Source organism: Blastococcus sp. SYSU D00868, from assembly GCF_054050575.1.
In genome coordinates, this window is sequence record NZ_JBJGZO010000029.1 from 1 (window position 1) to 12,519 (window position 12,519).

Below are 12,519 nucleotides of genomic sequence, written 5' to 3' on the forward strand. Positions count from 1 at the left end.
GCGGGCCCGGGACATGTGCTCCCGGGCCCGCCGACCGTGGTGGTGCTGCGCCGTGGCGCGCGAGATCAGGGGGTCGTGGGGATGTCGATCTCGCCGGCGACGATGCGCTGGGTGTACTCGTCGATCTGCGGCTGGATGTCGTCGATCTGCCCACCGGTGGTGGACAGGGCGATGCCCTCCGTGGACAGGTCGTTGACGATGTCCGTGCCGCCCTCGACGGAGCCCTCGGCGAAGTCGCCGATGAACGACTCGACCGCGAGGTCCACCCGCTTGAGCATCGAGGTCATGATCACGGCCTGCTGGGCCGGGTCGTCGACGGTGTTGTACTGGTCGGAGTCGACGCCGATCGCGAGCTTGCCGGCGGTGACCGCCGCGGCGAAGACACCGGTGCCGGAGCCGCCGGCGGCGTGGAACACGACGTCCGCGCCGTCGCCGTACATCACGTCGGCGATGTCCTCGGCACGGTCCGGGGCGTTGAAGCCGGTGAAGTCACCGGCCGGGCTGATGTACTGCACGTCGACCCGGATGGCGGGGTTGACCGCCTGGGCGCCGGCGACGAAGCCGGCCTGGAACTTCTGGATCAGCGGGCTCTCGACGCCGCCGACGAAGCCGACGTGGTTGGCCGGGGACTTCAGCGCCGCGGCCACGCCGGCCAGGAACGAGCCCTGCTCCTCGGCGAAGAGGAGGCCGGTGACGTTGCTCAGGCCGAGCTCGGCGACCGAGGAGTCGACGATGGCGAAGGTGGTGTCCGGGAAGTCCGCGGCGACGTCGGCGATGGTGTCGCCGTAGGCGAAGCCGACCGCGATGACCGGGTCGTAGCCCTGCTCGGCCAGGTTGGCCAGGCCCTCGGCGCGGTCGGAGCCGTCCTCGTTGGGCGTGAACTCCTGCACCTCGCCGTCGGCGTCCTCGATCGCGGCCTGCGCGCCGGCGAAGGCGGAGTCGTTGAACGACCGGTCGCCGCGGCCCACGGCGTCGTACGCCAGGCCGATGCGGAGCTCGTCGCCCCCGCCGCCACCGCCGCCGCCACCGCCGTTGCCGCCGTCGCCGCCGTCGTCGTCACTGGCACAGCCGACCAGCGCCATGCTGCCGGCCAGCAGCAGCGCCGTGGCCCGGAGGCCGGTCTTCCTCAAGCGCGCTCCGCGCACGACGTCTCTCCTCCTCGTGGGGGACCGCCCCGGTGTCGCCGGACCGGCCCGATGGGCTCGTCCGCCGTCCGTGGCGCTCGCCGGCGGTGAGCCGGGTCGGCCGCCGACGGCGACGAGGGGAAGCTACTCGTCGGTACCGGGCTGGCCACCAACCGAGCGGCGGAACGAAACGCGATCGTTGCCAAGCCGGCCGCGCCGGGGGCCGGGTCGTGGGCCACGTCACCGTGGCGCCCCCGGGCGGGCGGTCCGCGGGCTAGCGTCGCCCCCGTGCGAGGGGGAACGGGACGGCGGCTGGTGGCGGCCGCCCTGACGACGGGGGTCGTGCTGCTCGGCGGCGCGGGTCCGGCGGCGGCCGATCCGGCCCGCCCGACGGACGGGTCGGCCCGGCCGACGGCGGAGGTGGCCCGGCCGACGGCCGACCCGTCGGCGCCCACCCCCACCGCGCCGTGGCCCGGGCTGCCGCCGCAGGGCAGCGCCCCGGACGGCAGCACGGTCGGCGGCGAGGACCTCGCCACCCGCGGGGTCGTCGCCGCCGAGGGCACCCCGCCGCTGCCGGCCGAGGTGGTGGCCGCGGGCTGGCTGGTGGCCGACGCCGGCACCGGGGAGGTGCTCGCCGCGCGTGACCCGCACGGCCGCTACTACCCGGCCAGCACGCTCAAGACGCTGACGCTGCTCACCCTGGTGCCGCTGCTCGACCCCGCCCAGGTGGTCGAGGGCACGGTCGAGGACGAGCAGGTCGAGGGCAGCAAGGTCGGCCTGGTCGCCGGCGGCCGGTACCCGGTGTCGCTGCTGTTCCAGGCGCTGGTCATGCAGTCGGGCAACGACGCGGCGAACGCGCTGGCCCGCGCCGCCGGCGGGGTGGACCGCACGCTCGCGGCGATGAACGCGACGGCGGCGGAGATCGGCGCCTTCGACACCGTCGCCGGCACGCCGTCGGGCCTCGACGTCGCCGGCCAGTCCTCCTCCCCCTACGACCTGGCGCTGGTCTTCCGCCGCCTGGTCGCCGACCCGGTGACCGCCGCGGTCCTGACGACCCGGGTCGCGCAGATGCCGCCGGTGGAGGGCCGCTCCCCCGGCTACCAGATCCAGAACCAGAACCCGCTGCTGGACACCTACCCGGGCGACCTCGGCGGCAAGACGGGCTTCACCGACGCCGCCCGGCACACGTTCGTCACCGCCGCCGAGCGGGACGGCCGCCGACTGGTGGTCAGCGTGATGAACACCGAGAACGTGCCGCTGCGGGCCGCCGACCAGGCCCGGCTGCTGCTCGACTGGGGCTTCGCCACCGACCCGGCCACCGAGGGCGTGGGCCGGCTGGTCGACTCCGGCGCCGAGGCGCTGGCCGCGGCCGACCCGACCGACGGGCCGTCGGCGTCCGCCTCGGCCCCGGTGGCCGGCCCGCGCGCCGCGGCCGCCGACGGGACGGACGGCGACGGCGACGGCGACGGGGACGGCGACGGGGACGGCGACGGGGAGGCGCCCGTCGTCCTGGGCGTCGGCCTGGCGGTGGCCGCGGCGGGGGTGGCGGTCGCCACGGTGGTCGGCCGCCGGCGGGCGGTCAGGCGGCCGCGGGGGCCGGCCGGCCGCCGCTGAAGCGGCGCATGGTCGACGTCCACGCGGCGGTGAGGAAGGCGAACCGGAAGACGATGTTGATCCACACCAGGATGCCGACGGCGCCGCCGAGGGCCGAGGACGTGACGCTGTCGTCGATCAGCGACAGGTACCAGCTGCCCACGAGCTTGAGCAGCTCGAACCCGGCCGCGCCGAACAGGGCGCCGGGCAGCAGGTCGCGCAGCCGGTGCGGCGTGGCGGGCACGACCTTGAGCAGCCACAGGAAGACGACGACGTCGGTGCCCAGCGCCAGCAGCAGGCCCAGGACGGTCGTCAGCAGCGCCAGCCCGCCCACGTCGTCCAGGCCGAGCAGCTCCAGCGTCCAGGTGGTGGCGGTGGTCGCGACGCCGGTCAGCGCGAGGCTGAGCAGCGCGACGGCGCCGAGCAGCACCAGCGAGAGCACGTCCTGCAGGTTGTCCCGCCAGAACTCCGGCTCGTCGACCCGGCCCCGCCAGATCTGCTCCATCCCGACGCGGAGCTTGTCGATCGCCCGCAGGCCGGCGTAGAGGAAGCCGACCAACCCGATGACGCCCGCGACGCCGGCCGCGCCGACGGCGCCGCGCAGCTCGTCGACGATGCCGCGCCCGGTCGCGCCGGGGAACGCGTCGCGGACGGCGTCGTACAGCTCGCGCTGCAGCAGCGCGTCGCCGGCGAGGACCAGGCCGACGACCGAGGCGGCCAGCAGCAGCACCGGGAAGAGCCCGAGGAACGTGAAGTAGGTGACGCCCGCGGCCAGCAGGTCGCCCTGGTGGCGCTGGTACCGGCCGCCGGCGCGGGCGAGGTGGTCGAACCAGGCCCACCGGCGCCGCAGCGCCCGCACGGCCCCCTCGCCCCGCTGCCACGCGCGCGCGGCCCGGCCGGGCCGCGGCGCCGGCCGGTCGGCCTCCTCGGCGTCGTCGGGCCGGGCACGGGTCACGCTCACCGGCCCGAGTCTGCGGCTCCGCCGACCGTGGCGCCTCTGCAGGGGCCCGCCGCGAGCCCGCGAGCGGCGGGGGTGAGAGCGGTCCTTGCTGCGACGGGCGGCCGGACGGGATCAGCGGCGGGGCGGACCGCACAGCGGGTACTCGCGGGCGACCACCCAGGCGCCGTTGGGCGCCTGCTCGTACTCGGTGAAGTGCTCGACCCGGAACTCGGCGGACAGGTCCGCCAGGGCGTTGTAGGCCAGGTCGAGCATGTCCGCGGAGACGTCGTGGGCGACCGTCACGTGCGGGTGGTACGGATAGGTCAGCGACCGGGCCAGGGGGCCGTTGCGCACGTCGTTGGCGAGCAGCTCGCACGAGCCGATCCCGCGGGCCACCGCCACGAACACCACCTCCGACACCGGCGAGAAGGTGCCGGTGCCCGACAGGTGCATGTCGAACGGCGGGTGCTGGCCGGCGACGGCGCTGAGGTGCTCGGTCACCGCGGACCGGTCGGCGACGCGCACCTCGGTCGGCGGCAGCAGCGTGACGTGCGGCGGGACGAGGCCGGCCTGCGGGTCGCCGCACTTGGCCCGCCAGTCGGTGAGCAGCTGCGCCCACGGCTCGGGGACGGCGACGACGATGCCGACGACGGCCGTCGCGTCGTTGCGGACACTCCGGCGCGGCACGAACGTGTCGTCGTTGAGCGGCTGGTGCGTCATGCCCGGGGGCCCGCGGGCGGGAGGAAGCCGACCCGGTCGTACACGGCGGCCACGGTCCGGCTCGCCACCTCGCGGGCGCGGGCGGCACCGGCGGCCAGCAGGCGCTCGAGCTCGGCCCGGTCGGCGAGCAGCTCCTGGGTGCGCTCGCGGATCGGCGTCACGAACTCGACGACGACCTCGGCGAGCTCCTTCTTCAGGTCCCCGTAGCCGCGGCCGGCGAACTGCTCCTCCAGCGCGGCGACCGGGGTGCCCGACAGCGCGCTGTGGATGGTCAGCAGGTTGGTGACGCCCGGCTTGCCGACCGGGTCGGCGACGACCTCGCGGCCGGTGTCGGTGACCGCCGAGCGGATCTTCTTCGCCGTCACCTTGGGGTCGTCGAGCAGGAACACGCAGCCGGCCGGGGGCAGGCTCTTGCTCATCTTCTTGTCCGGCGCCTGCAGGTCCATGATCCGGGCGCCACCGGCGGGGATCAGCGTCTCGGGCACCGTGAAGGTGTCCCCGAACCGCCCGTTGAAGCGGATCGCGAGGTCGCGGGTCAGCTCCAGGTGCTGCCGCTGGTCCTCGCCGACCGGCACCTGGTCGGCCTGGTAGACGAGGATGTCGGCGGCCTGCAGGACCGGGTAGGTGAACAGGCCGACCGACGCGCCGGCGGTGCCCTCCCGCTGGCTCTTGTCCTTGAACTGCGTCATCCGGCTGGCCTCGCCGAAGCCGGTGAGGCACTCCAGCACCCACGACAGCTGCACGTGCTCGGGCACGTGGCTCTGCACGAACAGGGAGCTGCGCGCGGGGTCGACGCCCAGGGCGATCAGCTGCGCGGCGGAGGTCAGGGTGTTGCTGCGCAGCTCGGCGGGGTCCTGGGGCAGCGTGATGGCGTGCAGGTCGACGACGCAGTAGAACGCCTCGGTGGTCTCCTGGAGCGCGACCCACTGGCGCAGCGCCCCGAGGTGGTTGCCGAGGTGGAACGAACCCGCTGTCGGCTGGATGCCGGAGAGCACACGGGGAAGAGGCACGTCGGCCATCAAACCAGCCCGCGGCCGGGCCCGGGTCGCCCCTCCCGTCCCCGCCGGTGAACCCCGAGGCCGTGACGGGCGAGGTGGGTCACCCGGTCGGCGTGGCGGCGGTGATCGCGTCCAGGGCCACCAGCAGGACGTCGTCCTCCTCGGGGGCGCCGACGGTGACCCGGATCCCCTCGCCGGCGAACGGGCGCGTGATGACCCCGCGCGCCTCCAGCGCGGCGGCCAGCTCCGTCGCCCCCTCGCCGACGGGCAGCCAGACGAAGTTGGCCTGGCTGTCCGGCACGTCGAAGCCGAGTCGCCGCAGGCCGGCGGTCAGCCGGTCCCGCTCGGCGACGACGGCGGCGACCCGGCGCCGGACCTCGTCCTCGCTCTCCAGCGCGGCCACCGCGGCCGCCTGGGCGACCATCGAGACGCTGAAGGGCACGTGGGTCCGCCGGACGGCGTCGGCGACGGCGGGGTCCTCCGCGACCAGGTAGCCGACGCGCAGGCCGGCCAGGCCCCAGGCCTTGGAGAAGGTCCGCAGCACCGCCACGTTGGGCCGGCCGCGCATCAGCTCCATGCCGTCGGGGACGTCGGGGTCGGTGACGAACTCGCGGTAGGCCTCGTCGAGGACGACGAGCGTCTCGGCGGGCACGGTGTCGAGGAACCGCTGCAGCGCGTCCCGGCGGACGGCGGTGCCGGTCGGGTTGTTGGGGTTGCAGACGAACACCAGCCGGGTGTCGGCGTCGACCGCGGCGGCCAGCGCGTCGAGGTCGTGGGTGTCGGCCGGGCCGCCCTCCCGGCCGGGCACGAGGGGCACCGGGATCGGCCGGGCGCCGGCGACCTGGGCGAGCAGCGGGTACATCTCGAAGCTGCGCCAGGCGTAGGCGATGGCGGTGCCCGGGTCGTTGAACGACTGGGCCAGCTGCTGGCAGAGCATCACGGCGCCGCAGCCGGGGACCACCTGGGCCGGGTCGACGCCGTAGCGCCGGGCCAGCGCCCCGGTCAGGACGACGGCCCCGTTGTCGGGGTAGCGGTGGGTCTCGGCGGCCGCGGCGGCGATCGCCTGGACGACGGCGGGCAGCGGCGGGAACGCCACCTCGTTGCTCGCCAGCTTGACCGCGCGCTCCACGCCGAGCTCGCGGGCCAGGTCGGCGGGGTTGCGCCCGGGCCGGTAGGCCGGCAGGGACTGCACCGCCGGGCGTGCGCTGACCACGTCGTCGTCCTCCCGCAGCCGTGCCCGCGTGGGCGCGCCCCCGGTGCCGCCGGGTCGATCCGGGCGGGCGTCCCTAGGGTGGGCCCATGCGAGTTCTGGTCGCCGGCGGCGCCGGCTACATCGGCAGCGTAGTCACGGCCGCCCTGGTGCAGGCGGGGCACGAGGTCACGGTGCTCGACGACCTCTCCACCGGCCACGCCGACGCGGTGCCCGAGGGCGCGCGCCTGGTGCGCGCGTCGCTGCAGGAGTCGGCGCCGGTGCTGGCCGAGGTGCGCCCCGAGGCGGTGCTGCACTTCGCCGCCAAGAGCCTGGTCGGCGAGTCCCAGGTCAAGCCGGAGCTGTACTGGGAGCACAACGTCGGCGGCTCGCTGGCGCTGCTGGAGGCCATGCGGGCGGTCGACTGCCGGCGGATCGTCTTCTCCTCCACCGCCGCCACCTACGGCGAGCCCGAGCAGGTGCCGATCCGGGAGGACGCGCCCACCCGCCCGACCAACACCTACGGCGCCACGAAGCTGGCCGTCGACGCGATGCTGACCTCCTACGCCACCGCGTACGACTTCGCCGCGGTCAGCCTGCGCTACTTCAACGTCGCGGGCGCCGCGTACGGCCTCGGCGAGCGGCACACCACCGAGACCCACCTCATCCCGATCGCGCTGCAGGTCGCGGCCGGGCAGCGGACGGCGATGACCGTCTACGGCGAGGACTACCCGACCCCCGACGGCACCTGCATCCGTGACTACATCCACGTCGAGGACCTCTCCGACGCCCACCTGCTGGCGCTGACCGCCCCGCAGCCGGGCGAGCACCGGATCTACAACCTCGGCAACGGCACGGGCTTCTCCGTGCAGGAGGTCGTGGACGCCGTCCGGGAGGTCACCGGCCACCCGGTGCCGGTGGAGGTCGGCGCGCGGCGGGCCGGCGACCCGGCCCAGCTGGTCGCGGCGAGCGACCGCATCCGCGCCGACCTGGGCTGGACGCCGCGGCACACCGACCTGGCCGGCATCGTCCGCGACGCGTGGGAGGTCGCGCAGCGGCGGCGCTGACCCCGCCCCGGTCAGGCCGGGCCGGCGCCGCTCTCCACCGACTCGGCGTCGGCCTCCGGCGGCACGGGCCGGGTGACCGAGATCCGCGCGATCCGCCGCCCGTCCAGCTCCAGCACGCCGAGGCGGCGCCCCTCGACCTCGACGACGTCGCCGACCTGCGGCAGCCGGCCCAGCTCGGCCAGCACGAAGCCGGCGACGGTCTCGTAGGGGCCCTCGGGCAGCTGCAGCCCGGTGGCCTCGGCGAAGTCGTCGAGGTTGAGCAGGCCGTCGACCTCCTGGGGGCCGCCCGGCACCTCGGCGGGCTCCGGGGCGACCTCCTCGTCGTACTCGTCGTAGATCTCCCCGATCACCTCCTCGATGAGGTCCTCGAGGGTCACGATGCCGTCGGTGCCGCCGTACTCGTCGACGACGATCGCCAGGTGCTGGTTCTCCCGGCGCATCTCCGACAGCGCGGTGAGGACGCCGGCGGTGCCGGGCAGCCGCTTGACCCCGCGGGCCAGGTCGCCGACGGTCGCCGCGCGCCCGGCGGGGTGGTTGGGCAGGAACAGGTCGCGCACGTGGACGAAGCCGACGACGTCGTCCTGGTCGCGGCCGACGACGGGGTAGCGCGAGCGACTGGAGTCCGCGACCTGGCGGGCCGCGCGGCTGGCGGTCATCGAGGCCTCGAGGAAGTCGACCTCCGTGCGCGGCGTCATCACCTCGCGCACCTCCCGGTCGCCGGCGCGGAAGACCTCGCCGATGAGCTGGCGCTCGTCGCTGCTCAGCGACTCGTGCGCGGCCACGAGGTCGCGCAGCTCCTCCTGGCTGATCGACTCGCCGCTGGCCCGGGGGTCGCCGCCGAGCAGCCGCACGAGCAGGTCGGTGGACTTCGACAGCAGCCAGATCACCGGGCGGGAGATCGTCGCGATGCCGTTGAGCGGGGCGGCGACCAGCAGCGAGAAGCCCTCCGCGCGCTGCAGCGCCAGCCGCTTGGGGGTCAGCTCGCCGACGACCAGCGACACGTAGCTGATCGCGATGGTGACGAGGATGAAGGCCAGCGTGCCGGCCAGGCGCTGGCTCATCCCGAGGGACTCCAGCCAGTCGGCGAACGGCTCGGACAGCGTGCTGGCGCCGAAGGCCGCGGAGAAGAAGCCGGCGAGCGTGACCCCGACCTGGACCGCGGCGAGGAACCGGTTGGGGTCCTTGAGCAGCCGCGCCACGGCCTTGCCGCGCCGACCGGCGGTCTCGGCCATCGTCCGCACCTGCGAGTCACGCAGGGAGACCAGCGCGATCTCCGCCCCCGCGAAGAAGCCGCCGATCAGGACGAAGGCGACGACCATGACGATGTTGAGCCAGACGTCGCTCACCGGCGGCGTGCTCCTGTCGGTTCGGGTGCTGCGGACTGCGCCCATGCTGCCCGCCCCGGGAGCGCCTGCCCACCGGGCACCCCCTCGATCGGATCACACGGCCGCGGCCGCATCTCGCGACACTCGTGGCTTTCTGTCACGGAGCAATCACAGGTAGTCTCTGACGAAACCACATCCGTGTAACTGGCAACTCTCGCGAGGTCTCCCGTGCACCACCTGCCGACCGGCCCGTCGCTGTCCGCGCGACTGGCGGCCTCCCTCCGGCGGCGGGCGGCGCTGCTCTCCGGCGCCGGCATCTGCGTCGCCGTCGTCGGCGTCGTGCTCGCCGCGCTGCTCTTCTACGGCGGGGCCGCGGGCGACACCGCCACGGTGGACGCCTCCTCCGACGGCGACCCCGGCACCGCCGCGGGCCTCGAGTCCGGCGGGGTCCGGATCGGGGTGGACGGCGCCCCGGCGGCCGAGGGCACCGCGCCCGACGGGACGGCGACCGTTCCCCTCGGCACCCCCACGCCCGGCACCTCCGCCGTCCCGGGCACCCCGGCGCCGGGGACCACCACCCCCGGGACCCCCACCCCGGGGACGACGGCGCCCGGCGGCACCGGACCGGTGCCGACCACCCCGGGCAGCACGGCTCCGGGCACCAGCCCGGGCACGACGGCGGGCACCCCACCGGCGCCGGCGCCCGGCAGCACAGCCCCCGGCAGCACAGCCCCCGGCAGCACGGCCCCCGGCAGCACGGCGCCGGGCAGCGCCCCCGGCACGCCGTCGTCCGCGGGTTCGACCGGCGCGGGCGCGCCGGCCCCGCCGCCGGCGGCCGCGGCGCCCGCGGGCCCGGTCGAGCAGCAGGTCCTCGCGCTGGTCAACCGGGAGCGGGCCGCGGCCGGCTGTGGGGCCGTCGTCGCCGACGCGGGCCTGGCCGCCGTCGCCCGCGCGCACAGCGCCGACATGCGCGACCGCGGCTACTTCGACCACACCGACCCCGACGGCCGGGACCCGTTCGACCGGGCCGCCGCCGCCGGGCAGAGCGCACGGGCGGAGAACATCGCCCGCGGCCAGGCCGACGCCGCCGCCGTCATGGCCTCGTGGATGGACAGCCCCGGCCATCGGGCGAACATCCTGGACTGCGGCCTCACCCGCCTCGGGGTCGGCGTCGCCGAGGGCCCCGGCGGCCCGTGGTGGACCCAGCTGTTCGGCTGACGACGCAGATCGGCCCCCTCGCCCGGGCGGGCGAGGGGGCCGATCGCGGCCCCGTCCAGAGGCTCGCCCCGAGCGTGCGAGGGGTGAGGAGGACGGGGTCCTTCGTCAGGCCATGGCCTTCTGCAGGTTGGTGTCGATGGCCGCCAGGAAGTCCTGGGTGTTCAGCCACGCCTGGTCGCGGCTGATCAGCAGCGCCAGGTCCTTGGTCATCTGGCCGCCCTCGACGGTGTCGATGCAGACCTTCTCGAGGGTCTCGGCGAACCGGGTCACCTCGGGGGTGCCGTCGAGCTTGCCGCGGTGGGCCAGGCCCCGCGTCCAGGCGAAGATCGACGCGATCGGGTTCGTCGAGGTCTGCTCGCCGCGCTGGTGCTGCCGGAAGTGGCGGGTGACCGTGCCGTGGGCGGCCTCGGCCTCGACCGTGCGGCCGTCGGGGCTCATCAGCACCGAGGTCATGAGGCCCAGCGAGCCGAAGCCCTGCGCGACGGTGTCGGACTGGACGTCGCCGTCGTAGTTCTTGCAGGCCCAGACGTAGCCGCCCTCCCACTTCAGCGAGGCGGCGACCATGTCGTCGATGAGCCGGTGCTCGTAGGTGATGCCGGCCTTCTCGAACTGGTCCTCGAACTCGGACTCGAAGACCTCCTGGAACAGGTCCTTGAACCGGCCGTCGTAGGCCTTGAGGATCGTGTTCTTGGTCGACAGGTACACCGGGTAGTTCCGGTTGAGCCCGTAGTTCAGCGAGGCGCGGGCGAAGTCGCGGATCGACTCGTCGAGGTTGTACATCGCCAGGGCGACGCCGGCGCCGGGCGCCTGGAAGACCTCGTGCTCGATCGGCGCGGAGCCGTCGGCCGGGGTGAAGGTCACCGTCAGGGTGCCCTCGCCCGGGAAGCGGAAGTCGGTGGCCCGGTACTGGTCACCGAAGGCGTGACGGCCGACGACGATCGGCTTGGTCCAGCCCGGCACCAGCCGCGGCACGTTCTCCATGATGATCGGCTCGCGGAAGATGACGCCGCCGAGGATGTTGCGGATCGTCCCGTTGGGCGAGCGCCACATCTTCTTGAGGCCGAACTCCTCGACCCGCGCCTCGTCCGGGGTGATGGTGGCGCACTTGACGCCGACGCCGTGCTTCTTGATGGCGTTGGCGGAGTCGATCGTCACCTGGTCGTCGGTGGCGTCGCGGTGCTCGATGCCGAGGTCGTAGTACTCGAGGTTCACGTCGAGGTACGGGAGGATCAGCTGGTCCTTGATGAACTGCCAGATGATCCGGGTCATCTCGTCGCCGTCGAGCTCGACGACGGTGCCCTCGACCTTGATCTTGCTCATGGTTCCCTCTCTGCAGCTCCGGCCGGTGTGACCGGAGGTCGGCTCACAGGTCGGCGACGTCGGCCTGCTTGGCGCGCACGGCCTCGGCCGCCTCGCGCAGCCCGGCCAGCTCGCTCTCGGTCAGGTCGCCCTGGACGACCCGCCGCACTCCCTCGCGCCCGATCTCGGCCTCCACGCCGAGGTAGACGCCGGAGATGTCGTACTCGCCGTCGACCCACGCGCACACGGGCATGACGGCGCCGGAGTCCTCGATGACGGCCTTGGCCATGCGCGCGGCGGCCGCCGAGGGGGCGTAGTAGGCCGACCCGGTCTTGAGCAGCGCGACGACCTCGGCGCCGCCGTTGCGGGTGCGGGTCACCAGCTCCTCGACGCGGTCGGCGGGCAGCACGTCGGCCAGCGGCTTGCCGTCGACGGTGCACCGCGAGGGGACCGGGACCATGGTGTCGCCGTGCGAGCCGAGCGTCAGGGTGCGCACGGAGGAGACCGGCACGGCCAGCTCCTCGGCGACGAAGTGGCTGAACCGGGCGGTGTCCAGCATCCCGGCCTGGCCCATCACCCGCTGCTTCGGGAAGCCGGTGGCGATCTGCGCCAGCGCGGTCATCTCGTCGAGCGGGTTGGAGACCACGATGACCACGGCTTCCGGCGAGGTCCGCGCGACGTTCTCGGCGACCTGGCGGACGATCTTCGCGTTGGTCTCGATCAGGTCCATCCGGCTCATGCCGGGCTTGCGGGGCAGACCCGCGGTGATCACGACGACGTCGGACCCCTCGGTGCCCTCGTAGGACCCGCCGCCGACCCCGACGACCTTGGTCTCGAAGCCCTCGATGGGGCGCGACTGGTTGATGTCGAGGGCCAGGCCCTCGGGCTTGCCCTCGACGATGTCGGTGAGGACGACGGTCTCGAAGACGTCGTACTCCGCCAGACGGAGAGCGGTGGTCGAGCCGTAGAAGCCGGCACCGACGACGGTGACCTTGCCGTTCCTGGGCTGCTCTGCCATGGCGGCCAACCTAGCGTCAGAACGCACC

General features: G+C 74.5%; 11 protein-coding genes. 3 read left to right on the top strand and 8 right to left on the bottom strand.

Annotated elements, in window-relative coordinates; genetic code table 11:
* Positions 1 to 65 precede the first annotated feature (65 nt).
* Entirely contained in the window at positions 66 to 1,145 is a 1,080-nt protein-coding gene (locus ACI79F_RS19490) for a BMP family lipoprotein (protein WP_456545844.1), read from the bottom strand.
* Between the two features lie 267 nt (positions 1,146 to 1,412).
* Between ACI79F_RS19490 and ACI79F_RS19495 the strand changes: the two genes are divergently transcribed.
* Positions 1,413 to 2,738 (top strand): D-alanyl-D-alanine carboxypeptidase family protein, encoded by a 1,326-nt coding sequence (locus tag ACI79F_RS19495; RefSeq protein WP_456545845.1) that lies wholly within the window; start codon positions 1,413 to 1,415, stop codon positions 2,736 to 2,738.
* Here ACI79F_RS19495 and ACI79F_RS19500 read toward each other — a convergent pair.
* From ACI79F_RS19500 to hisC, 4 genes are all read right to left on the bottom strand, one after another.
* Complete coding sequence (locus tag ACI79F_RS19500; protein ID WP_456545846.1) at positions 2,704 to 3,678, bottom strand: YihY/virulence factor BrkB family protein; 975 nt, start codon at positions 3,676 to 3,678, stop codon at positions 2,704 to 2,706. The two genes, ACI79F_RS19495 and ACI79F_RS19500, sit on opposite strands and share 35 nt — an antisense overlap.
* A gap of 111 nt (positions 3,679 to 3,789) precedes the next feature.
* Positions 3,790 to 4,377, bottom strand: coding sequence for a 2'-5' RNA ligase family protein (locus ACI79F_RS19505; protein ID WP_456545847.1), 588 nt, complete (start codon positions 4,375 to 4,377; stop codon positions 3,790 to 3,792).
* Complete coding sequence (gene trpS / locus ACI79F_RS19510; protein ID WP_456545848.1) at positions 4,374 to 5,396, bottom strand: tryptophan--tRNA ligase; 1,023 nt, start codon at positions 5,394 to 5,396, stop codon at positions 4,374 to 4,376. Before trpS ends, ACI79F_RS19505 begins: the two co-directional genes overlap by 4 nt.
* Positions 5,397 to 5,475: 79 nt before the next feature.
* Entirely contained in the window at positions 5,476 to 6,588 is a 1,113-nt protein-coding gene (gene hisC / locus ACI79F_RS19515; protein WP_456545849.1) for a histidinol-phosphate transaminase, read from the bottom strand.
* Positions 6,589 to 6,674: 86 nt separating this feature from the next.
* On the opposite strand from hisC, the gene galE reads away from it, so the two are divergent.
* Positions 6,675 to 7,631, top strand: coding sequence for a UDP-glucose 4-epimerase GalE (gene galE / locus ACI79F_RS19520; protein ID WP_456545850.1), 957 nt, complete (start codon positions 6,675 to 6,677; stop codon positions 7,629 to 7,631).
* A gap of 11 nt (positions 7,632 to 7,642) precedes the next feature.
* On the opposite strand, the gene ACI79F_RS19525 is transcribed toward galE, so the two are convergent.
* Positions 7,643 to 8,977, bottom strand: coding sequence for a hemolysin family protein (locus tag ACI79F_RS19525; RefSeq protein ID WP_456545851.1), 1,335 nt, complete (start codon positions 8,975 to 8,977; stop codon positions 7,643 to 7,645).
* 207 nt (positions 8,978 to 9,184) lie between these two features.
* Here ACI79F_RS19525 and ACI79F_RS19530 point away from each other — a divergent pair, with 207 nt between their 5' ends.
* On the top strand, positions 9,185 to 10,174 hold the full coding sequence (locus tag ACI79F_RS19530) for a CAP domain-containing protein (RefSeq protein WP_456545852.1): 990 nt from the start codon (positions 9,185 to 9,187) through the stop codon (positions 10,172 to 10,174).
* 105 nt (positions 10,175 to 10,279) lie between these two features.
* On the opposite strand, the gene ACI79F_RS19535 is transcribed toward ACI79F_RS19530, so the two are convergent.
* Complete coding sequence (locus ACI79F_RS19535; protein ID WP_456545853.1) at positions 10,280 to 11,494, bottom strand: NADP-dependent isocitrate dehydrogenase; 1,215 nt, start codon at positions 11,492 to 11,494, stop codon at positions 10,280 to 10,282.
* 43 nt (positions 11,495 to 11,537) lie between these two features.
* Positions 11,538 to 12,491 (bottom strand): malate dehydrogenase, encoded by a 954-nt coding sequence (mdh, locus tag ACI79F_RS19540; protein WP_456545854.1) that lies wholly within the window; start codon positions 12,489 to 12,491, stop codon positions 11,538 to 11,540.
* Positions 12,492 to 12,519 lie beyond the last annotated feature (28 nt).